The 20,952-nt window shown below is 65.9% G+C and carries 17 protein-coding genes and 1 tRNA gene; 7 read left to right on the forward strand and 11 right to left on the reverse strand.

Annotated features, from left to right (window positions below; translation table 11 throughout):
- Positions 1 to 9 precede the first annotated feature (9 nt).
- Genes glgC through CX676_RS17170 form a run of 4 tightly spaced genes read left to right on the forward strand, consistent with a single transcriptional unit; the run spans position 10 to position 6,450 of the window.
- Positions 10 to 1,269: a glucose-1-phosphate adenylyltransferase gene (gene glgC / locus CX676_RS17155; protein WP_101753638.1), complete on the forward strand. Its 1,260-nt coding sequence runs from the start codon at positions 10 to 12 to the stop codon at positions 1,267 to 1,269.
- The gene (glgA, locus tag CX676_RS17160; RefSeq protein ID WP_232816507.1) at positions 1,251 to 2,690 is read left to right on the forward strand and encodes a glycogen synthase GlgA; all 1,440 of its coding nucleotides are present in this window, start codon (positions 1,251 to 1,253) and stop codon (positions 2,688 to 2,690) included. Before glgC ends, glgA begins: the two co-directional genes overlap by 19 nt.
- Positions 2,690 to 4,822 (forward strand): glycogen debranching protein GlgX, encoded by a 2,133-nt coding sequence (glgX, locus tag CX676_RS17165; protein ID WP_101753639.1) that lies wholly within the window; start codon positions 2,690 to 2,692, stop codon positions 4,820 to 4,822. The genes glgA and glgX overlap by 1 nt, the downstream gene beginning before the upstream one ends.
- Positions 4,819 to 6,450, forward strand: coding sequence for an alpha-D-glucose phosphate-specific phosphoglucomutase (locus CX676_RS17170; RefSeq protein WP_101753640.1), 1,632 nt, complete (start codon positions 4,819 to 4,821; stop codon positions 6,448 to 6,450). Before glgX ends, CX676_RS17170 begins: the two co-directional genes overlap by 4 nt.
- A gap of 138 nt (positions 6,451 to 6,588) precedes the next feature.
- Here CX676_RS17170 and CX676_RS17175 read toward each other — a convergent pair.
- The 4 genes from CX676_RS17175 to ubiA all read right to left on the reverse strand — a co-directional run bounded on the left by CX676_RS17175 (position 6,589) and on the right by ubiA (position 10,368).
- Positions 6,589 to 6,665 (reverse strand) — tRNA-Met (locus CX676_RS17175).
- Positions 6,666 to 6,769: 104 nt separating this feature from the next.
- Positions 6,770 to 7,117, reverse strand: coding sequence for a cation:proton antiporter (locus CX676_RS17180; RefSeq protein WP_101753641.1), 348 nt, complete (start codon positions 7,115 to 7,117; stop codon positions 6,770 to 6,772).
- Between the two features lie 15 nt (positions 7,118 to 7,132).
- Complete coding sequence (locus CX676_RS17185) at positions 7,133 to 9,349, reverse strand: OmpA family protein (protein WP_101753642.1); 2,217 nt, start codon at positions 9,347 to 9,349, stop codon at positions 7,133 to 7,135.
- A gap of 62 nt (positions 9,350 to 9,411) precedes the next feature.
- Complete coding sequence (gene ubiA / locus CX676_RS17190; RefSeq protein WP_101753643.1) at positions 9,412 to 10,368, reverse strand: 4-hydroxybenzoate octaprenyltransferase; 957 nt, start codon at positions 10,366 to 10,368, stop codon at positions 9,412 to 9,414.
- Positions 10,369 to 10,382: 14 nt separating this feature from the next.
- On the opposite strand from ubiA, the gene CX676_RS17195 reads away from it, so the two are divergent.
- Together CX676_RS17195 and CX676_RS17200 are read left to right on the forward strand one after the other, a co-directional pair.
- Positions 10,383 to 11,114 (forward strand): 16S rRNA (uracil(1498)-N(3))-methyltransferase, encoded by a 732-nt coding sequence (locus CX676_RS17195; protein ID WP_101753644.1) that lies wholly within the window; start codon positions 10,383 to 10,385, stop codon positions 11,112 to 11,114.
- 207 nt (positions 11,115 to 11,321) lie between these two features.
- Entirely contained in the window at positions 11,322 to 11,510 is a 189-nt protein-coding gene (locus CX676_RS17200) for a DUF1127 domain-containing protein (protein WP_101753645.1), read from the forward strand.
- Positions 11,511 to 11,561: 51 nt separating this feature from the next.
- Here CX676_RS17200 and CX676_RS17205 read toward each other — a convergent pair whose 3' ends face one another.
- The 7 genes from CX676_RS17205 to CX676_RS17235 form a co-directional block, all read right to left on the reverse strand.
- Positions 11,562 to 12,503 (reverse strand): alpha/beta hydrolase, encoded by a 942-nt coding sequence (locus CX676_RS17205; RefSeq protein WP_101753646.1) that lies wholly within the window; start codon positions 12,501 to 12,503, stop codon positions 11,562 to 11,564.
- On the reverse strand, positions 12,500 to 14,137 hold the full coding sequence (locus CX676_RS17210; RefSeq protein WP_101753647.1) for an ABC transporter ATP-binding protein: 1,638 nt from the start codon (positions 14,135 to 14,137) through the stop codon (positions 12,500 to 12,502). Before CX676_RS17210 ends, CX676_RS17205 begins: the two co-directional genes overlap by 4 nt.
- A complete protein-coding gene (locus CX676_RS17215; protein ID WP_101753648.1) occupies positions 14,134 to 14,949 on the reverse strand; it encodes an ABC transporter permease in 816 nt (271 codons plus the stop codon). Before CX676_RS17215 ends, CX676_RS17210 begins: the two co-directional genes overlap by 4 nt.
- Positions 14,946 to 15,851 (reverse strand): ABC transporter permease, encoded by a 906-nt coding sequence (locus CX676_RS17220; RefSeq protein ID WP_101754409.1) that lies wholly within the window; start codon positions 15,849 to 15,851, stop codon positions 14,946 to 14,948. Before CX676_RS17220 ends, CX676_RS17215 begins: the two co-directional genes overlap by 4 nt.
- Positions 15,852 to 15,917: 66 nt before the next feature.
- Entirely contained in the window at positions 15,918 to 17,501 is a 1,584-nt protein-coding gene (locus tag CX676_RS17225) for an ABC transporter substrate-binding protein (protein ID WP_101753649.1), read from the reverse strand.
- Positions 17,502 to 17,570: 69 nt separating this feature from the next.
- Positions 17,571 to 18,989, reverse strand: coding sequence for a carnitine 3-dehydrogenase (locus tag CX676_RS17230; protein WP_101753650.1), 1,419 nt, complete (start codon positions 18,987 to 18,989; stop codon positions 17,571 to 17,573).
- A complete protein-coding gene (locus tag CX676_RS17235) occupies positions 18,986 to 19,897 on the reverse strand; it encodes a BKACE family enzyme (RefSeq protein WP_101753651.1) in 912 nt (303 codons plus the stop codon). The genes CX676_RS17230 and CX676_RS17235 overlap by 4 nt, the downstream gene beginning before the upstream one ends.
- Positions 19,898 to 19,996: 99 nt before the next feature.
- On the opposite strand from CX676_RS17235, the gene CX676_RS17240 reads away from it, so the two are divergent.
- Entirely contained in the window at positions 19,997 to 20,938 is a 942-nt protein-coding gene (locus CX676_RS17240; protein WP_101753652.1) for a GlxA family transcriptional regulator, read from the forward strand.
- Positions 20,939 to 20,952: the final 14 nt, after the last annotated feature.

Below are 20,952 nucleotides of genomic sequence, written 5' to 3' on the forward strand. Positions count from 1 at the left end.
ACTGTAAAGATGACGGATGATAGACGACTTGCACAGCGGTCGATGGCCTTCGTTCTGGCCGGTGGGCGCGGTTCGCGGCTGAAGGAACTGACCGACCGCCGGGTGAAGCCCGCGGTCTATTTCGGCGGCAAGACCCGGATCATCGATTTCGCCCTGTCGAACGCGATGAACTCCGGCATCCGCAAGATGGCGGTCGCCACGCAATACAAGGCCCATAGCCTGATCCGCCATTGCCAGCGTGGCTGGAACTTCTTCCGGGCCGAGCGGAACGAGTTTCTGGATGTGCTGCCGGCGTCGCAGCGCATGGGCGAGGACATGTGGTATCGCGGCACCGCCGATGCGGTGACCCAGAACATCGACATCGTCGACAGCTATGGCATCGACTACATCGTCATCCTCGCCGGTGATCACATCTACAAGATGGATTACGAGATGATGATCCGCCAGCATGTGCAGGAGGGCGCGGATGTCACCATCGGCTGCCTGACCGTGCCGCGGGAAGAGGCCACGGCCTTTGGCGTCATGGCCACCGATGCCAGCGGCCGCATCACCTCGTTCCTGGAAAAGCCCGCCGATCCGCCCGGCACGCCCGAGGATCCGAGCAAGGCGCTGGCCTCGATGGGCATCTATGTCTTCAACTGGGCCTTCCTGCGCGACCTTCTGCTGAAGGATGCCGAGGACACGAATTCCAGCCATGATTTCGGCAATGACCTGATCCCGGACATCGTGGCGAACGGCAAGGCCATCGCCCATCGCTTTGACGACAGCTGCGTCAAGACCGAGGGCAAGCCCAGCTATTGGCGCGATGTGGGCACCATCGATGCCTTCTGGGAGGCGAATATCGACCTGACCAATTTCGACCCCGACCTGAACCTCTGGGACCGCGACTGGCCGATCTGGACCTATTCGGAAAGCCAGCCCCCGGCCAAGTTCATCCATGACGAGAAGGACCGCCGTGGCGTGGCGATCTCGTCGATGGTTTCGGGCGGCTGCATCATCTCGGGGACCGAGGTGCGGAACTCGCTGCTGTTCACGCAGGTCCACACCAATTCCTACGCGGTGCTGGATCATGCGGTGGTGCTGCCGCATGTGGTGGTGAACCGCTCGGCCCGGCTGACGAAATGCGTCATCGACCGCGGCGTGCAGATCCCGGCAGGTCTGGTGGTGGGCGAGGACCCGGTCGAGGATGCGAAATTCTTCCGCGTCACCGACAAGGGCACGACCCTCATCACCAAGGAGATGGTGGCGAAATGGGAGGCCGCGCGGTGACGCAGGTACTGTCGGTCGCATCCGAGGTTGCACCGATCATCAAGACGGGCGGGCTGGCCGACGTGGCCGGCGCGCTGCCTGCGGCGCTCGAACCCTTTGGCGTCCGGCTGAGGACGCTGATGCCCGGCTATCCGCAGGTGATGCGGATGCTGGGCGAGAACGAGATCGTCGCGCGCTTTCCCGATTGCTTCGGTGGGCCAGCCGTTTTGCTGGCCGCCGAGGTGGCCGGTCTGGACCTCCTGGTTCTGAGCGCGCCGCATCTCTATGACCGCAGCGGCGGGCCCTATCTCAGCCCGGCGGGCAGCGACTGGCCCGACAATCCCGAACGCTTTGCGGCGCTGAGCTGGGTGGCCTCCGAGATCGCCAATGGCGCCATCGGTGACTGGCAACCCGCGATCGTCCATTGCCATGACTGGCAGGCGGGTCTGGCGCCCTATTACATCGCCCGCTCGCCGGCTGCCGGTCGGGTGCGCACGCTCATCACCATTCACAACATCGCCTTTCAGGGCCTCGCCCCAGCATGGAAGATGCAGGGGCTTCGGATCGCGCCGGTCGATTTCACCTCGGACGGGTTGGAATACTGGGGCCAGATCTCGGCGCTGAAGGCCGGTCTGGTCTTCGCCGACTGGCTGACCACGGTTTCGCCCACCTATGCGGCAGAACTGATGACCGCGGAATTCGGCATGGGGCTGGAAGGCGTCATGCGCGCCCGCAAGGACAGCTTCTCGGGCATCCTGAACGGCATCGACGAAGAGACCTGGTCGCCCGCCACCGATGCGGCGATCACCCCCTACAAGACCGCCAAGGGCAAGGCCGCGAACAAGGCGGCGTTGCAGCACGAGTTCGGACTGGCCGAAGCCTGTGGGCCGCTTTGCGTCGTGGTGTCGCGGCTGAGCGATCAGAAGGGGCTGGACCTGCTGCTGCAGGCGCTGCCGGCGCTGCTCGCCAAGGGCGGGCAATTGGCCCTGCTCGGTTCCGGCGACAAGGGGCTGGAGGCGGCGTTTCAGGCGGCTGCGGGGCCGAATGTCGGCATCCGCATCGGCTATGACGAGGCGCTGTCGCACCGGATGATGGCCGGGGGTGACGCTATTCTGGTCCCCTCGCGCTTCGAACCCTGCGGCCTGACGCAGCTTTACGGGCTGCGCTATGGCACGCTGCCGCTGGTGGCGCTGACCGGCGGACTGGCCGATACCGTCATCCCCGCCACGCCCGCCACCATGGCGCGCGAGGTGGCAACCGGCATCCAGTTCTTCCCGGTCACCGCCGCCTCTCTGGCCCATGCGCTCGAGCGGCTTTGTGATCTCTATGCCGACCCCGAGCGCTGGACGAAGATGCAGCGCAATGCCATGAGCCAGCCGGTGGGCTGGGACCAATCCGCTGCCCGCTATGCCGAACTCTATGAAAGGCTCCTGGGCAAGTGATGTTAAGCCGGATCAACCTCTCTGCCGGGCGCCCCTATCCTCTGGGTGCCACCTTCGACGGCGAGGGCGTCAATTTCGCCGTTTTCTCGCAGCATGCCACCAAGGTGTCGCTGTGCCTGTTCAGCGCAGAGGGCGAAGAGACCGTCATCCTCGACCTGCTCGAGCGGGACGGTCATGTCTGGCACGGCTATATCTCGGGGATGCAGCCCGGCCAGCAATATGGCTATCGCGTCCACGGCCCCTATGATCCGCAGAACGGCCATCGCTTCAACCCGCACAAGCTTCTGATCGATCCCTATGCCAAGAAGCTGACCGGTGCGCCGGTCTGGGACGATGCCCTTTACGGCTATACCATCGGTAGTGCCGACCGTGACCTCAGCTTTGACCGCCGCGACAGCGCGCCCTTCATGCCGCGCAGCGTGGTGGTGGACCCCGCCTTCACCTGGGGCGAGGCCGGCGGCGCGCTTGGCCATCCCTGGTCAGAGACGGTGATCTATGAGGCGCATGTGAAGGGCCTCACGGCCGAGCGCCGGGACATCCTGCATCCGGGCAAGTTCCTCGGCATGGCCTCGGACCCGATCCTCGAGCACCTGGACAAGCTCGGGATCACCGCCATCGAGCTGCTGCCGGTGCAGGCCTTCGTCGATGACCGCTTTCTGGTCGAGCGCGGGCTGAAGAATTACTGGGGCTACATGAGCTATGGCTTCTTCGCGCCCGATCCGCGCTATCTCTCGGGCGGCGATATCGCCGAGTTCCAGCAGATGGTTGCGCGGTTCCACTCGGCCGGGATCGAGGTCATCCTGGACGTGGTCTACAACCACACCGCCGAGGGCGACCAGATGGGGCCGACGCTGTGCCTCAAGGGCTTTGACAATGCCAGCTATTACCGGCTGGCCGGGGATCGGCGATACTATCAGGACGATACCGGCTGCGGCAATTCGCTGAACCTCGATCATCCCTTTACCCTGCGGCTGGTGATGGATTCGCTGCGCTACTGGGTGCAGGTGATGCGGGTGGACGGGTTCCGTTTCGACCTCGCCTCGACGCTGGCGCGCACCAGCGGCAGTTTTACCCGTGATGCGCCCTTCCTGCGCGCGGTCCGGCAGGACCCGGTCCTGAACAAGGTCAAGCTGATCGCCGAGCCCTGGGATGTTGGACCCGGCGGCTATCAGCTGGGCGCCTATCCCGCGCCCTTCTCGGAATGGAACGACCGCTACCGCGATCAGGTCCGCCGCTTCTGGAAGGGCGATGCGGGCATGGTGCCGAAACTCTCCAGCCGCGCGGCGGGTTCGTCGGTGCGCTTTGACCATGACGGGCGGCGCGCGACCTCCTCGATCAATTTCCTGACCTCGCATGACGGGTTCACGCTGATGGATACCGTCAGCTACAACTCCAAGCACAACGAGGCCAATGGCGAGGAAAACCGCGACGGCCACGACCATAATTTCTCGGATAATTGCGGCATCGAGGGGGCGACGGATGACGCCCAGATCCTCGCCCGCCGCGCCCGCCGCCGCCGCAACATGATGGCCACCCTGATGCTGAGCCAGGGCACGCCGATGATCCTGGCCGGGGACGAGCTGGGCAATTCGCAGGGCGGCAACAACAACGCCTATTGCCAGGACAACCCGCTTGGCTGGGTGAACTGGGCCGATGTGGACGAGGATTTCCTGCAATTCTGCCAGAAGATCATCGCCTTCCGCAAAGCCAACCCGATCCTGCGCCAGAGCCGCTTCCTGCACTCGCTGCCGCGCACCGTCGATGGCAAGCCCGATCTCTACTGGCGCCGTGCCGACGGCCAGCCGATGACGGTGGATGACTGGGCAAATCCAGCGCTGCACCTGCTGGGGATGGAGGTCCGCATGGCGCGGGGGACGCCGCCCTATGAGCCGCGTCTCGGCGCGATCTATGTCGTCTTCAATGCCGGCGCGGCGCAGCGCGTGACCCTGCCCGAGGCCCCTGACGGCCAGTTCTGGCGGCGCTGCTTTGACACTGCCGAAGAGGGCATCCTCGCCCCGGCGACGCTGAGAAACGACATCAAGGAAAACTCGGTCGCGGTCTTTGACCTGATCGACAAGACCAGATCCAGGGCCCGAGCAGCGGCCAGAACGGCGAAGGGAGAGCACGCATGACCCCGACTATCGTCCCCACCACGCCCATCGAGGGCCAGAAGCCCGGCACCAGTGGCTTGCGCAAGAAGACCCGCGTCTTCATGCAGCCGCATTACCTGGAAAACTATGTCCAGGCGATCTTCGACGGCATCGGCGGGGTCGAGGGCAAGACCCTCGTCGTCGGCGGTGACGGCCGTTATTTCAACGACCGTGCCATCCAGGTGATCCTGCGCATGGCCGCCGCCAATGGCGCGGCTGCCTGCATCGTCGGAGAGGCGGGGATTCTCTCCACGCCAGCCGCCTCGCACCTGATCCGCCTGCGCGGCACCGATGGCGGGCTGATCCTCTCGGCGAGCCACAATCCGGGCGGGCCGGACGAGGATTTCGGGCTTAAATACAACGGCCCCAATGGCGGCCCAGCGACCGAGGGCGTGACCGACCGCATCTTCGAGCGGACGAAGGTCATCGACAGCTATCGCATCGCCGAGGCGCAGGACGTGGATCTGAACCGCATCGGCGAGACCAGCCTTGCCGGGATGCGGGTCGAGATCGTCGATCCGGTCAGCGACTATGCGGCGCTGATGGAGAGCCTGTTCGATTTCGACGCCATCCGCGCGCTGTTCGCCGGCGGCTTCCGGATGCGTTTCGACGCCATGCATGCCGTGACCGGCCCCTATGCGACCGAGATCCTCGAGAACCGCCTCGGCGCGGCCAAGGGCACGGTGGTCAACGGGACGCCAAAACCCGATTTCGGCGGCGGCCATCCCGACCCGAACCCGATCTGGGCCAAGGACCTGATGGATCACATGTATGCCGCCGATGGCCCGGATTTCGGCGCGGCCTCGGATGGCGATGGCGACCGCAACATGATCGTCGGCAAGGGCTGCTATGTCAGCCCCTCGGACAGCCTCGCGGTGCTGGCCGACCTAGCGCACTTGGCACCGGGCTACAAGGACGGGCTGGCCGGCATCGCGCGTTCGATGCCCACCTCCTGCGCGGTGGACCGGGTGGCGGCGGCCAAGGGCATTTCCTGCTTCGAGACGCCGACCGGCTGGAAGTTCTTCGGCAATCTCCTGGATGCCGGGCAGGCCACCATCTGCGGCGAAGAAAGCGCCGGCACCGGCTCGAACCATGTGCGCGAGAAGGACGGGCTCTGGGCGGTGCTTCTGTGGCTGAACATCCTTGCCGCGACCGACAAGCAGGTCGCCGCGCTGATGGAGGATCACTGGTCGCGCTATGGCCGCAACTACTATTCGCGCCATGATTACGAGGCGGTGGACAGCGCCGCCGCGAACGGGCTGATGGCCGATCTGCGCGCGCGCTTTGCCACTTTGCCGGGTCAGGAGTTCGGCCCGCTGACCGTCGCCACCGCGGACGAGTTCGCCTATGACGACCCGGTGGATGGCTCGCGCTCGACCGGGCAGGGTATCCGCATCGGCTTCACCTCGGGCGGCCGCGCCGTGTTCCGCCTCTCGGGCACCGGCACCGAGGGCGCGACGCTGAGGGTCTATCTCGAGCAACTGGAAACTGATCCCGCTGCCCTGGGGCGGGACGCGCAGGAGGCGCTGGCCCCCGTCATCGCCGCCGCCGATGCGATCGCGGGCATCCGCGAACGGACCGGGCGCGATGGGCCGGACGTGATCACCTGAGGCCGACACGCAGTAACACCACAGCCTGACCATCTGCGGCGCCCGTCACGGGCGCCGTTTTCCTGCTGCAGCGAACATCGCAAAGGTCGCGCGCCCTTCTGGTCCGGCGTCGATCTTCGATTTTCAGATGAAGTGAAATGGTAGCGGAGGAGGGATTTGAACCCCCGACACAAGGATTATGATTCCTCTGCTCTAACCAGCTGAGCTACTCCGCCACGGGTGCGGGGGATTTAGGACGGGCGTCGGGCGGGGTCAAGCGGTTTTCGTGTACTTTTTGCACCGGTCGCAAGAAGTTCCGTTGCCGGACCGAAGGTGGCGCTCAGCGCGGGGGATTGGCGCGGTTGCGGGCCAGTTTCAGCTCGATATACTCGCGCAGCTCCTCGATCTCGGACCGGCTTTCGCGCAGCCCGTCCATGGCGGCACGCAGTTCCGCCTCGGTTCCGGCAAGGGTCGAGCGCAGCTCGGCCTCGCGCTCCTCCAGTCGGGCGATGGCCGCGTCGCGCTGTTCCTCGGCCTCGTGCAGCTGCTGGGCCATCTTGTCCAGCTCGCCCATGTCGGCGCGGGTGGGGCGGGTCAGGCGGTGGATCAGCCAGCTGGCGAACCAGCCCAGCACGAAGGCGGTGAACAGGATGATCGCGGTGACGGTTATGAATTCGGTGCGGTTCATCGGTGTTCCGGGGCCTTACTGCGGAGGGTTCGCCGCGTCCTCGGGCCGGGGTTCCGGGCGGGGCGTGTTATCGTCAGGTGTCTGCACCGGCAGCCTAGCGTTTTCCTCGTCGGCGTCCAGCCCGGCCGGCGGGCCGAGCACCAGCGGATGCGACAGGTTCTCGGCGGCGCCAACGGTGGCCGGGGTCTGGACCTGCGGACCTGCAGGTCTTGAAACTTCCTGTGTCCCGGTCGTGGGGTGCGGCTCGGGCAATCGCGGTCCGATTGCCTCGACGGCCTGGTCCTCCGAGGCCGCAGTCTCGGTTTCCGCGCCGGGTTCGGCTTCGGCGTCGGTCGCCGCGGGGGCCGACAAGGTCGCGGGTGCCTCGGTCACGCCCGACACAACCACCGGCTCGGGCAGGGGTTCGCGGCGCACGGGCACGTCCGACAGCAGGCGGAACTCGATGCGGCGATTGGCCTCACGGCCCTCCTCCGTCTCGTTGCTGGCGACCGGCTGGCTTTCGCCATAGCCACGCGCGGTCAGGTTGCCGGTGTCCATCCCGTCGGCCTGCATCGCGGTCAGCACGGCTTGGGCACGGGCGCGCGACAGGTCGGCGTTGAAGCCTTCCGAGCCCTGCGAATCGGTATGCCCGCCCAGTTCGACCTGGAAATCGGCGCAATCGGTCATGATCTCGGCCAGGTGGGCCAGCGTTTCGGCCGGATCTCCGGCGATGATCGACTTGTTCGGCTCGAAGCCGATGGCCGATTCCGACATGACCGTGTTCAGCCCGGCCACGCATTCCTCGCCCGTGGGCAGACCCAGAAGCGGGTCCAGCCGCTCGTCATAGCGCACCGCCAATTCATAGGCCGCGCCCGCGCCAAGCCGCTGCGACAGGGTCGCCGCCGCCTTGCCCGAGGCATGCTGGTCGCCCGAGGTGCCGGTGATGCGGACGAGATCCGGCGTCACCGTGACGGATCCGTTCTTCAGCGAGGCCATGGCCTCCAGCGCCGCGATCACCCGCACGGTCCAGCCGCCCGGCACGGCGTCATCGGTGCGCAGCGTGCTTTCCACATCCTTGAAGCGGGCGCTGGCAAAGCTGTCCACCGCCTCGCGCATCCGTTCGTCGGTGATGCGCCCGCGCATGTAGAGGGTCTGTTCGGGCGAGACGCTGGCCAGAAACTCGGCCGGGCCGGCGTCGGCCTCGACCGGCTGTTCGCGCTCGGCCTGAAGCGAGAAGACAGCGGGCAGCGCCTGTTCCAGCCGGCCGGCGGCATCGTCGAATTTCTCCCGGTCCACCGTTGCCGGCGCAAACAGGGACACGTCGGCATCCGACAGGGCGACGGAGCCTTGGCCGATCTCGGCCACGGCGGCGATGGCTTGCGTGGCGGCATCGGCCCATTGCGGCGAAGGCGTGCCAAGGCCGATGGTGCAGCCGGCAGCTCCGGTCACGCCGGCCTTGTGGGCGGCATCCAGAATGCGGTTGCGGGCGGCATCGTCATCGGCGGCGCAGGCATCCAGCCGCGCGCCCTCGTCGTCGATGACGAAGCGCAGGGTAAAGGGGGCGATGACCGGGCGGGGGGCCGAGATCTCGCTGACCAGCACCACCTCTTCGGGCTTGGCGCGGCGCAGGTCGGTTTCCAGACGGGCCTTTTCCGCCGGGCTGTCGGTGATGGCGCTGACCCGGACCAGACCGGGGGCGACCGAGATTTTGGCCCTTCGGGCCAGTTGCGCCGCGTCGAGGCCGAAATCCAGCGCCAACTCCCAGCCCTCGGGCACGGGGAACTCGGCGGCCTCCAGCAGATCGGTGACCTGCGGCGCCGCGGTCTCGCTTTGCAGCAGGCGCACCACGGCCAGCCGGTCTGTCTCGGCCGGGACCAGACCGATCAGCGAGATGCCCTCGTCATTGCGCAACAGTTCGACCGAGAATTTCGGGGCCTCGATGGCTTCGGCCTGCGCCACCTGCATCTGATCGACAATGCGGCTGGGATCGACGACCGAGGCCACTTGCGTCATGGCGCGGAATCGCTGCACCTCGCTTGGCGCGGTGCCTTCCAGCTGCACCTGCAGCCCGTTCGTGGTCACATTGGCCCAGGCATAGCCGCCGGTCTGCAGCGCGAGGCTGACATCCTGCAGCGAGCGTTGTTCGATGAAATGGGCGGTGGCGGTGGCCGCCATCCAGCACAGCCCACCCGCCCCGGCAAGAACCACGATGGTGGTAAGGGCGGTCGAGGGTCGGTGCCGGGCATCGGTCATGTGCAAGCCTTCAAGCTGCTGCAGGGATTGCCTGATGTAGCCACGCGGCACACATTTCGCAATCAGACGAGCCCCGCCACGGCAAGAAACAGCGCAAGGATCAGCCCCGCATCGCGGTTCGATCTGAACAGCCGGGTGCAGCCGGAATTGTCTTTCGGATCAAAGCGCGACCATTGCCACAGCAGATGCGCGGCAAATCCGGCCAGTCCGATCAGCCCGATCACCAGCCCATCACCCGTCAGCACGATCGCGAGAGCCAGCAGCACCACCGCCAGCCCGGCGAAACCCAGAAGGATCGTCGGGCTGTTGTCGCCGAACAGCAGCGCCGTGGATTTGACCCCGATCAGTGCGTCATCCTCGGCATCCTGATGGGCATAGATGGTGTCATAATAGATGGTCCAGGCAATGCCGCCCAGCCAGGCCACCACCGGCGCGGCATCGACCCGGCCGGTATGGGCGGCATAGGCGAGGATCACGCCCCAGTTGAAGGCGAAGCCCAGAAACAGCTGCGGCCACCATGTAAACCGTTTTGCAAAGGGATAGATCGCCACCAGCGCCAGCGAGGCCACGCCCAGCAGGATCGCCGTGCGGCCAAGGGTCAGCAGGATCACGAAGCCCACCAGCGCCTGCAGCACCATCCAGACATGCGCGCCCTTCAAAGTCACCTGGCCCGAGGGGATGGGGCGCGACCGGGTGCGTGCGACGCTGCCATCGATGTCGCGGTCGGTGATGTCGTTCCAGGTGCAGCCCGCGCCGCGCATGACGAAAGCGCCCAAGGCGCAGGCGATGGCAATCCACAGGTCGAACCAGCGCGGCCCGGTGGCCATCATCCCTAGCCCGATGCCCCACCAGCAGGGCAGCAGCAGCAGCCAGGTTCCGATGGGCCGGTCGGCGCGCGACAGCCGCAGCCAGGGCCGCCAGCCCGGCGGGGCATAGCGGTCGACCCAATTGCCCGCAGGGGCATCGGCCACCGTTTGTGCGACCGTGGTCGGGGCTGGCGTTTCCGTCTGGCTTTGCATAGCGTCGGCCCGTCATGGCGAAGGTTCGACTGTTCATAGATCACCCGCTGGCTGCGGGACAAGCCGTCCCGCTGGAGGCGGATCAGGCCCATTACCTTTCCGGGGTGATGCGGCTTGGCGCGGGCGACGAGATTCTGGTCTTCAATGGCCGCGACGGGGAATGGCGCTGCCGCATCGTCGATATCCGCAAGCGCGGCGGCATTCTCGAGGCCGCAGAGCAGACGGCGCCGCAGCGCGATCCGCCCGATCTCTGGCTGATCTTCGCCCCGATCAAGAAGGCGCGGACCGATTTCATCGTCGAGAAGGCGGCCGAGATGGGCGCCGCGCGCATCCTGCCGGTGCAGACCGATTTCACCAATTCCGAACGCATTCGTCAGGACCGGCTGCAGGCCCATGCGGTCGAGGCGGCCGAGCAATGCGGCGGCACCTTCGTTCCGCCGGTCGGGGATCTGCTGTCGCTCGCGAAGGTGCTGGAGGGCTGGGATCCCTCGCGCAGCCTGCTCTGGGCGGACGAGGCGGCGGCGGGCGAGGCTGCGCCGCTCTCGGACCTGCCCGGCGGGCCCTGGGCGATCCTGATCGGGCCGGAGGGCGGCTTTTCCGATGCCGAGCGGCAGCGACTGAGGGCCTTGCCCTTCGTCCACCGCATCAGCCTTGGCCCGCGCATCCTGCGGGCGGATACGGCGGCTGTGGCGGCGCTGACCCTGTGGCAGGCGGCATTGGGCGACTGGCAGCGACAGGATTCGTGACCCAGCGTCACTTCGGACCTCCTGCTATGCGTTAGCGATAATGCTGCATTGCAGAAATTGTAAATCATTCAATATCAGTAATTTACGAGGCGTCTGTGAGCTCCGATGTGATCGGCGCCTGTCTGGAATTGTGCAGGTGCAGCATCTATCTTTGATCCTGTGAGACGACCCGGATGGTCCGGGTGGAACACGAGAAGGACCAAAGACATGACCGCCATGGTTTCCCATTACGCCGAAGCAGTGACCGAAAGCCCCGTTGCCGGCCTGATCGCCCGCTTCAACGCCTGGAACGCCCGCCGCGTGACCCGCAACGAGCTGAACAGCCTGTCCGAGCGCCTGCTGGAAGATATCGGCCTTGTCCGTGCCGACATCGACGGCATCGTGAGCAAGATCTGAGATGCGACCGCAACCGCAAGCGTCTCAACCAGACCGAACCCCCATCGACCGTTAAGGCGATGGGGGTTTTTCTTTGCCCTGTTCGACCGACGCGCCAATCGCGGCGCAGATAAAGCCGAAACTCTCGGCCGCGCGCCGGCTTATATGCCGCGCCCTCAGATAGCCATGCACCAGCTGCGGCTCGTTGCGCAGCACGGCGCTGCCCCCCGCAGCCACCAGCCTCTCTGAATAGACCAGACCGTCATCCCGCACCGGGTCCAGATCGGCGGTCACGATCACCGCCGGCGGCAGTCCGGTAAAATCCCTTGCAACCAGCGGTGACAGGTCCGCGCGCGTGCGGATCAGCGACAGATCGCCGCCGGTGATGAGGTCGGCAAACATCTGGCAATCTGCCGTGGTCAGCATCGGCGCGTCGCGGTTCTCGACATAAGACGCCAACGGCTCGTCGCCCCCGAGCCAGGGATAGATCAGCACCTGCGCCAGTGGCATCGCCCCGTCCTGATCCCGCTGCCGGATGCACAGTCCCGCCGCCAGATTGGCCCCGGCACTGTCGCCCGCGATCACCCCCGGTCGGCCGTCGGTCGTCAGCGCCCGCCAGACCGCCTGCGTGTCATCCTGTTGTGCCGGATAGAGATGTTCAGGCGCCAGCCGGTAATCGGCAGAAAACACCTCGGCCCCGGTCGAGGCCGCAATCTCGGCGCAGACATCGTCATGGCTGTCGAGACCGCCCAGAACGAAACCGCCGCCATGCAGGTAAAGGGCGAAGGGCCGGTCCGCCGCGCCATGCCCCGGATCGTAGTGCCGCACCGGCACGCCGGCGATCACGCGATCCTCGACGGTCAGACCCTCGGGCCGGGGCGCACGGAAGACCTTGCACATCGCATCGTAATAGGCGCGGCTCTCAGCCACCCCGGCGCTCGATGCCTCGGGCGGATAGGCGGCGTCGGTCCGGGCGATGAAGTCCAGAACCTCGGGATCGGTCAGCGGCGTCATTCGCCGCCTGCCTCCATCCGCCGATGGGCGATCACATCCTCGAGCCAGCCGAGCCGCATCTCGGGCACCGAACTCAGCAGAAGATCGGTGTAATCGTCGAAGGGCGGCGACAGGACATCGCTTTTGGGTCCATAGCGCACCACCTTGCCCCGATGCATGACGGCGATGGAATCGGCGATGGCGCGGACCGTGGCGAGGTCATGGGTGATGAAGAGATAAGCGACCCCGGCCTCTTTCTGCAGGTTCAGCAGCAGCTTCAGGATGCCGTCGGCGACCAGCGGATCCAGCGCGCTGGTCACCTCGTCGCAGATGATGACCTTGGGATCGGCGGCCAGCGCCCGTGCAATGCAGACCCGCTGCTTCTGCCCGCCCGACAGTTCTGCCGGATAGCGGTCAAGGAACTTGGCCCCCATCTCGATCTGGTCGAGCAGCGCCACGACGCGCTTCCTCCGCTCGCCCCCCTTCAGGCCGAAATAGAATTCCAGCGGCCGGCCGATGATCGTCTCGACCGTCTGGCGCGGGTTCATCGCCACATCGGCCATCTGATAGATCATCTGCAACTGCCGCAGATCCTCGCGCGGACGGGATCGCTGGTCGGGCGTCAGGTCATGGCCGTCGAACGTCACCCGGCCCTTGTAGGGCGGCAGAAGCCCGGTGATGACCCGCGCCAGCGTCGATTTGCCCGAGCCGCTTTCGCCGACGATGGCCAGCGTCTGGCCGGGCGACAGGTCGACATTGATCCCCGACAGCACGTCGCGGTCCATGCCGCGATATTGCGCGCTGACCCCCTGTACCGACAGGACCGGCGGCGGGGCGGGCGGCTGTTCCTGATGTTCGATCTCGCGGACCGAGACCAGTGCCTTGGTGTAATCCTCGCGCGGGGCGTTGATGATCTGGTCGGTGGTGCCGTATTCGACCGTGTTCCCGTGGCGCAGCACCATGATGTCATCGGCGATCTGCGCCACGACAGCGAGGTCATGGGTGATATAGATCGCCGCCACCCCGGTCAGCGCGATCACGTCCTTGATTGCCTTCAAGACGTCGATCTGGGTGGTCACATCGAGGGCCGTGGTCGGCTCGTCGAAGATGACCAGATCGGGCTGGGGACACAAGGCCAGTGCCGTCATGCAGCGCTGCAACTGCCCGCCCGAGACCTGATGCGGATAGCGCTGGCCGATATTGTCGGGATCGGGCAGGCCCAGCTTGCGAAACAGATCGACTGCGCGGGCCTCGGCCTCGCGGCGGCTGAATTTGCCATGCAGCACGGCGGCCTCGGTCACCTGCGCCAGGATGCGCTTGGCCGGGTTGAACGAGGCGGCGGCGGATTGCGAGACATAGGTGACCTCGGCCCCGCGCAGCTTTCTCAACCCGCCTTCGCGCAGCTTCAGGATATCGCGGCCATTGACGAAGACCTCGCCCCCGGTGATCCGCACTCCGCCGCGGCCATAGGCCATGGCCGAGAGGCCGATGGTCGATTTGCCCGCACCGGATTCGCCGATCAGTCCCAGCACCTTGCCACGGGCGAGGTCGAAATCGACGCCCTTGACGATCTCGACATCCTGCGACGGCTCGCCCGGCGGATGGATGGTCGCGCCGATCTTCAGCCCGCGGACACGGACAAGCGGGTCACTCATCCCCGGCCCCCTTTCAGGCTGGTGGTGCGGTTCAGCACCCAGTCGGCGACAAGGTTCACGCTGATCGCCAGCGCGGCGATGGCAATGGCCGGCCACAGGGCTGCGCCGATGCCATAGACGATGCCGTCCTTGTTCTCTTTCACGATCCCGCCCCAGTCGGCATCGGGCGGCTGTACCCCCAGTCCGAGGAAGGAGAGGGTCGAGACGAAGAGCACCGCGAAGATGAAGCGCAGGCCCATCTCGGCCACCAAGGGCGAGAGGGCATTGGGCAGGATCTCGCGGAACATGATCCAGAAGCGGCCTTCGCCGCGCAGGCGCGCAGCCTCGACGTAGTCCATCACCTCGATATCGACGGCGACCGAGCGCGACAGGCGATAGACCCGGGTGGAGTCCAAGAGGCCCATCACCACGATCAGCACCGGCATGGTCACCGGCATGACCGACAGGACCACGAGGGCAAAGATCAGCGTCGGGATGGCCATGACCACATCGACGAAGCGCGACAGAAGCTGATCGAACCAGCCGCCAATCACTGCGGCGGAAAGGCCGAGGAACGCGCCGGTGATGAAGCTGATGGCGGTGGCGGCGGTGGCCACGAAGATCGTCGTGCGCCCGCCATAGATCATCCGGCTGAGCAGATCGCGGCCGATATTGTCGGTGCCAAGAAGATGATCTGCCGAGGGCGGGTCCCAGACCCCGCCCACCACCTCGGCCACGCCATAGGGGGCGATCAGCGGGGCGAAGATCGCGGTCAGGAAGAACAGCGCGGTGATGAACAGACCGATCAGCGCGGACAGGGGAATGCGCCTCATTTCGGATGCCTCAGCCGCGGGTTGGCCATGATCGAGACGATATCGGCGATCATGTTCAACAGGATATAGACCGAGGCAAAAATCAGCCCGCAGGCCTGCACCACCGGCACGTCACGCTTGGCGACGTGATCGACCAGGAACTGCCCCATGCCGGGATAGACAAAGACCACCTCGACCACGACCACGCCGACCACCAGATAGGCAAGGTTCAGCATCACCACGTTGACCACCGGTGCGATGGCGTTTGGGAAGGCGTGCTTGCGGATGATGCGGAACATGCCAAGGCCCTTGAGTTCGGCCGTTTCGATATAGGGCGATTGCATCACGTTCAGGATCGCGGCGCGGGTCATGCGCATCATATGCGCCAGCACCACAAGCACCAGAACGGCCACCGGCAGGGCAATGGCGTGAAGGCGGGCGAAGAACGGCATGCCTTCGGTCACCATCGAGACCGAGGGCGCCCAGCCCAATTGCACGCCAATATAGAACATCAGGATATAGCCGATCAGGAACTCAGGCACCGAGATCGAGGCCAGCGCGACGATCGAGATCAGCTTGTCGGGCCAGCGGTTGCGGTAAAGCACCGAGACCAGCCCCAGAAGAATCGCCAGCGGCACGGCGATCAGCGCCGCGCAGGAGGCGAGAAACAGCGTGTTGCCGAAGCGCTGGCCGATCGCCTCGCCAATGTCGCGGCCATTGGTCAGCGAGGTGCCGAGATCACCCTGCAACAGCCCGCCGAGCCATTGGAAATAGCGGATATAGGCGGGCTGGTTCAGCCCCAGTTCCTCGCGCAGGTTGGCCAGCGCCTGCGGCGTTGCCGACTGGCCGAGGATCGACTGCGCCACGTCGCCGGGCAGGATCTGGGTGCCGACAAAGATCAGCACAGAGACCATGAGCAGCATGACAAGGCTCAGCGCGATGCGCTGAGCCACGATTTTCAGGATGAGGGCGTTCACCGCGCCGGCCCGTCAGGCAAACCAGCACTTGCTGGGGGCAAGGCCGTTCATCACCTCCCACATGCCGTTCTGCTCCCAGCCCTGGACCTTGTCGCTGACGCCCTCGACGAAGTCGTTGAACATCGGCAGGATCAGCCCGCCATCCTCGCGCAGTATATCGGCCATCTGGCGGTAAAGCTGCTTGCGCTTGTCCTGGTCCAACTCGCCCCGCGCCTCGAGCAGCAGCGCGTCGAACTGTTCGTTCTTGAAGCGGGTGTCGTTCCAGTCGGCAGTGGACAGGTAGCCGGTGGCATACATCTGGTCCTGCACCGGACGCCCGCCCCAGTAAGAGGCGCAGAACGGGGCCTTGTTCCAAACCTCTGACCAGTAGCCATCGCCGGGCGAGCGCTCGATCTCCAGCGGGATACCGGCGGCGGCGGCGCTTTGCTGGAACAGCTGGGCGGCGTCGATGGCGCCGGGGAAGGCCACTTCCGAGACCTTCAGCACGATCGGGCTGCCGTCATGGCCGGACTTCTTGTAGAACTCTGCGGCGGCCGTCGGGTCGTAGGTGCGCTGCGGGATGGTGTCGTCGAACAGCGGATAGGCCTTGTTGATCGGGATGTCGTTCCCGACCGTGCCATAGCCCATCAGGATCTTCTCCAGCATCTCCTCGCGGTTGATCGCCAGTTTCAGCGCCATGCGCAGGTCGTGATTGTCGAAGGGCGCGGTGTCGCAATGCATGACGAAGACGTAATGCCCGCGGCCCGAGACGTTCTTGATCTGCAGACCCGGTGCCCGCGCCAACAGGCCCGCGACCTTGGGATCGACCTGGTTGATGATCTGCACCTGGCCCGATTGCAGCGCCGCGTTGCGGGCGGTGGAATCGTTGATCACGCTCATCTCGATGCCGTCGAAATGGCCGCGCGAGCTGTCCCAGTAATTGGCGAACTTCTCGAAGGTATAGCGCACGCCGGGCTCGTTGGCGGTGACCTTGTAGGCGCCGGTGCCGATGCCCGCCGCCGGATCATCCATCCCGCCATTCGGCTGGATCACCAGCTGATAGGTCGACATCAGATAGGCAAGGTCAGCATTGGGCGTGGTGGTTTCGACGATGAAGTTGTCGCCGTCCACGCGCATGTCGGCGAGGCCCTGCATGACGCCAAGCGCACCTGATTTGGTGTTCTCGTCCGAATGCCGTTTCATCGTCGCCAGCACGTCATCCGGCGTCACGGTCTTGCCGTTGTGGAACTCGACGCCCTTGCGGATGCGGAAGGTCCAGGTCTTGGCGTCGGGGCTGGCCTCGACCGCCTCGGCGATGCGGAAATCGAGGCTGCCATCGGGATTCACGTCCACCAGCGTCTCGCCCAGGGCGCGGCTGGTGTGGAAGGGCACCTGGCTCAGTGCTGCCGCCGGATCGAGCGAGTTGGTGCTTTCGCCCCCGCCCAGGCCCATCTGCAGCACGCCGCCCTTGACCGGCTGCGCCGAGGCCTTGCCGGCCAGAAGGGTGCCCGCCATGGCGGCGCTGACGCCAAGCGCAGAGGCTCGGCCCAGAAAATCGCGTCGGGACATGGCGCCGATGCGGGTGAGGCTGGCAAGTGCCTCGAGTTCCTTGGTCATTTTTCGTTGTCTCCCCGTTGTTCTGCCTTTTGCGGCATTATGATCTAAATTCCGGTTCGGTCGAGAACCTTATCTGACCTGTCCGACGAATCGTCCGACACCCTCGGGCTGCGGCAGCCCGGCCTGCGCGGTGGCATGGCGCGCCAGCGCCTCGGCCACGGCAGGTTCGGCCAAGCAGGTCTTGCGGGTGCCCAGATCAACATGCAGCAGGATCGTCTCGACCGTCGCCACTTCCGTTCCGTCACCTGTGGTCAGGCTATGGAACAGGTGCATCCGCTTGCCCGCGCCGTCCAGCAGCCGGGTGCGGCAAATCAGCCGGTCGCCCGCATGGGCCTCGGCCAGGTAGCGGACATGGCTTTCGGCGGTGAAATAGCTTTTGCCGGAGGCGATGTAATCCGCATCCGCGCCGATCATCCGCATGAACTGGTCGGTCGCCTCGGCCCCGGCCTCGAGATAGCGCGCCTCGTTCATATGGCCGTTATAATCGGCCCAGCCCTGCGGCACCTGCCGGTCCAGCGTGATCGGCAGCCCGTCGGTTTCGGGCAGGGGCAGGGCGGTTTCATGCGCCTGCACCACGCCGCCTGCACCGCTGCCGGAGTGCTTGAGCGCACGGATGATGCCGACCAGGTTGTCGTCGCGCAGACGCTCCAGCTCGCGAATCGTCCGGTGGCCGGATTGTGCGTCGGATTGCCCGGCAATCTGGTCGACCAGCGCCTCGTTGAATTCGGGCACGTCCATCAGCTTGGTCCAGGGCCAGGCCAGCGCCGGGCCGAATTGCTGCATGAAATGCCGCATCCCGGCCTCGCCCCCGGCGATGCGATAGGTTTCGAACAAGCCCATCTGGGCCCAACGCAGCCCGAAACCCATGCGAATCGCCTGATCGATCTCTTCGGTGGTGGCGATGCCGTCGCTGACCAGCCACAGGCTTTCGCGCCAGACCGCCTCGAGCAGCCGGTCGGCGATATGGGCGTCGATTTCCTTTCGCACGATCAGGGGATACATGCCGATGCCGCGCAGGGTTTCGGCCGCCGCATCGGCACCTTCACCCACCAGCTCGACCAGCGGCAGCAGGTAGACTGGGTTGAAGGGATGCGCGACGAGTGCACGCGATCCCTCTGCCGTCAGTTCCGACGGCTTGAAACCCGAGGTCGAGGAACCGATGACCGCATGGGCCGGCGCAGCAGCGTCGATCGCGGCCAGAACCCGGTGCTTCAGGTCCAGCCGCTCGGGCACGCTTTCCTGCACCCAGTCGGCATCGGCCACGGTCTCGGCCAGATCGCGGTGAAAGCTCAGCGTTCCTTCAGCGGGCAGGGGGCGGTCGTAGAGCGAGGGCAGGCTGCGCCGGGCGTTCGAGATCACCTCGTTGATCTTGCGCTCGGCCTCGGGATCGGGGTCGAAGATCGCCACGTTCCAGCCGTTCAGCAGGAAGCGTGCCGCCCAACCGCCGCCGATGACCCCGCCACCGATGATTGCTGCCTTCTTGGTCATTTCGGCGCCCTCTTCACCAGCCCCAGCTTGTCGCGCACCGCCTGCGGCCCGATGATCCGGCCACCCATGCCCTCGATGATGGTCACCGCACGCTCGACCAGCTGCGCATTCGTCGCCAGCTGGCCCTTGCCAAGGAACAGGTTGTCCTCGAGACCGACACGGACATTGCCCCCGGCCAGCACCGCCGCCGCAACATAGGGCATCTGCTCACGGCCAAGGCTGAAGGCCGACCAGGTCCAGTCGGCGGGGACCGCATTCACCATTGCGAGGAAGGTGTTCAGATCGTTCGGCGCCCCCCAGGGCACGCCCATGCAAAGCTGCACCAGCGCCGGCGAGGCCAGCGTGCCTTCCTCGACCAGTTGCTTGGCGAACCACAGATGGCCGGTGTCAAAGGCCTCGATCTCGGGTTTCACCCCCAGCTCGGTCATCATCCCGCCCATGGCGCGCAACATGCCGGGCGTGTTGGTCATGACGTAATCGGCCTCGGCAAAGTTCATCGTGCCGCAATCCAGCGTGCAGATCTCGGGCAGGCAGTCGGCCACATGCGCCATGCGCTCGGTCGCGCCGACCATGTCGGTACCCTTCTGGTTCACCGGAAACGGCGCCTCGACCCCGCCGAAGACGATATCGCCGCCCATTCCGGCGGTCAGGTTCAGCACCACGTCCACCTCGGCATCGCGAATCCGCTCGGTTACCTCGCGGTAGAGGTCCAGCCGGCGCGAGGGCGCACCGGTCTCGGGGTCGCGGACATGGCAATGCACCACCGCCGCACCGGCGCGGGCTGCGACAATGGCGCTGTCGGCGATCTCCTTGGGCGAGCGGGGGACATGCGGGCTGCGATCCTGCGTGCCTCCCGATCCGGTGACGGCGCAGGTGATGAAGACATCGCGGTTCATGGCAAGGGGCATTCGGGCGTGATCCGTATCTGATCCGATTTCCGCAAAGACTAGCCTTCGGCCCGAAACCATGATTACCTGTTCTGGCCAGTTTCTTGTCCTATCCTGCCAATGACACCGCTTGCCGTTTCTGTCCTCATCCATGATGGCTTCTCCAACATGGTGCTGGCCTGCCTCCTGGAGCCGCTGCGCGCCCTGCGGGACCAGATGGCCCATCCGGTGTCGTGGCAGGTGTTCAGCCCCGATGGCGCGGCGGTCGAAAGTTCCAGCGGGCTGAGGGTAAGCCCTGACGGCCCGGCGGCGCGGATCGAGGCCTGCGATCTCCTGGTGGTGATCTCGGGCTATGGCTTCCGCGCCCATGCCGAGGGGCCGGGGCGGCGGGTGCTGGCGCAGGCCGTGCGTCGGGCGCGGATGGTCGTGGGGGCCGATACCGCCGCCTGGCTGCTGGCCGATCTGGGGCTGCTCGACTGCGCGCGGGCGACGATCCACTGGCAGGTACTGGGCGACCTGGCGCAGGACTTCCCGCAGATCCGGGTCAGCCATGACCGCTTCGTCGCCGATGGCACGGTCTGGACCTGCGGCGGAGCCTCGACCGCGCTGGACCTGATCCTGCATTTCATCCAGAGCCGCTATGGCCCGGCGGCGGCCTTCGACGTGTCGACCATGTTCCTGCACGACGCCTCGCGCCAGCGCGAGATGCAGCGGGGGCCGGCGTTGCTGGGCGGTCGCGGCTCGGACGCGCTGCGGGCCGTCCTGAACCTGATGGCGGGACATGTGGAAAGCCCGCTGCCGCTTGATCGCCTTGCACGTCAGGCCGGCCTGTCGGAACGCAGCCTCAATCGCCTCTTTCGCCACGAGTTGCAGATGGCCCCCGGCCGCTATTACCGGCTCTTACGCCTCAGCCGCGCCCGCGATCTGGCGGTCGAGACCGATCTGAGCCTGCAGGAGATCGCGCTGCGCGCCGGGTTCGAGACCGTGCCAAGCCTCTGCCGCGCCTTCAAGCAGGCCTTCGGCTACAGCATCGGCAAGGTGCGCGCGGGGTCGGTGGAGTAATCTGCCGGTACGGC

Source organism: Paracoccus zhejiangensis (assembly GCF_002847445.1).
GTDB classification, from domain to species: Bacteria; Pseudomonadota; Alphaproteobacteria; order Rhodobacterales; family Rhodobacteraceae; genus Paracoccus; species Paracoccus zhejiangensis.

What these genes read in the sequence shown, in the direction of transcription:
- glgC (WP_101753638.1), top strand. Translation starts at nt 10, where the DNA reads ATGACGGATGATAGACGACTTGCACAGCGGTCGATGGCCTTCGTTCTG.
- CX676_RS17230 (WP_101753650.1), bottom strand. Translation starts at nt 18,989, where the DNA reads ATGACCAAGAAGGCAGCAATCATCGGTGGCGGGGTCATCGGCGGCGGT.
- CX676_RS17195 (WP_101753644.1), top strand. Translation starts at nt 10,383, where the DNA reads ATGGCGAAGGTTCGACTGTTCATAGATCACCCGCTGGCTGCGGGACAA.
- CX676_RS17180 (WP_101753641.1), bottom strand. Translation starts at nt 7,117, where the DNA reads ATGAACCGCACCGAATTCATAACCGTCACCGCGATCATCCTGTTCACC.
- CX676_RS17225 (WP_101753649.1), bottom strand. Translation starts at nt 17,501, where the DNA reads ATGACCAAGGAACTCGAGGCACTTGCCAGCCTCACCCGCATCGGCGCC.
- CX676_RS17215 (WP_101753648.1), bottom strand. Translation starts at nt 14,949, where the DNA reads ATGAGGCGCATTCCCCTGTCCGCGCTGATCGGTCTGTTCATCACCGCG.
- CX676_RS17240 (WP_101753652.1), top strand. Translation starts at nt 19,997, where the DNA reads ATGACACCGCTTGCCGTTTCTGTCCTCATCCATGATGGCTTCTCCAAC.
- CX676_RS17185 (WP_101753642.1), bottom strand. Translation starts at nt 9,349, where the DNA reads ATGACCGATGCCCGGCACCGACCCTCGACCGCCCTTACCACCATCGTG.
- CX676_RS17205 (WP_101753646.1), bottom strand. Translation starts at nt 12,503, where the DNA reads ATGACGCCGCTGACCGATCCCGAGGTTCTGGACTTCATCGCCCGGACC.
- CX676_RS17235 (WP_101753651.1), bottom strand. Translation starts at nt 19,897, where the DNA reads ATGCCCCTTGCCATGAACCGCGATGTCTTCATCACCTGCGCCGTCACC.
- CX676_RS17210 (WP_101753647.1), bottom strand. Translation starts at nt 14,137, where the DNA reads ATGAGTGACCCGCTTGTCCGTGTCCGCGGGCTGAAGATCGGCGCGACC.
- CX676_RS17200 (WP_101753645.1), top strand. Translation starts at nt 11,322, where the DNA reads ATGACCGCCATGGTTTCCCATTACGCCGAAGCAGTGACCGAAAGCCCC.
- CX676_RS17170 (WP_101753640.1), top strand. Translation starts at nt 4,819, where the DNA reads ATGACCCCGACTATCGTCCCCACCACGCCCATCGAGGGCCAGAAGCCC.
- glgA (WP_232816507.1), top strand. Translation starts at nt 1,251, where the DNA reads ATGGGAGGCCGCGCGGTGACGCAGGTACTGTCGGTCGCATCCGAGGTT.
- CX676_RS17220 (WP_101754409.1), bottom strand. Translation starts at nt 15,851, where the DNA reads ATGCTGCTCATGGTCTCTGTGCTGATCTTTGTCGGCACCCAGATCCTG.
- glgX (WP_101753639.1), top strand. Translation starts at nt 2,690, where the DNA reads ATGTTAAGCCGGATCAACCTCTCTGCCGGGCGCCCCTATCCTCTGGGT.
- ubiA (WP_101753643.1), bottom strand. Translation starts at nt 10,368, where the DNA reads ATGCAAAGCCAGACGGAAACGCCAGCCCCGACCACGGTCGCACAAACG.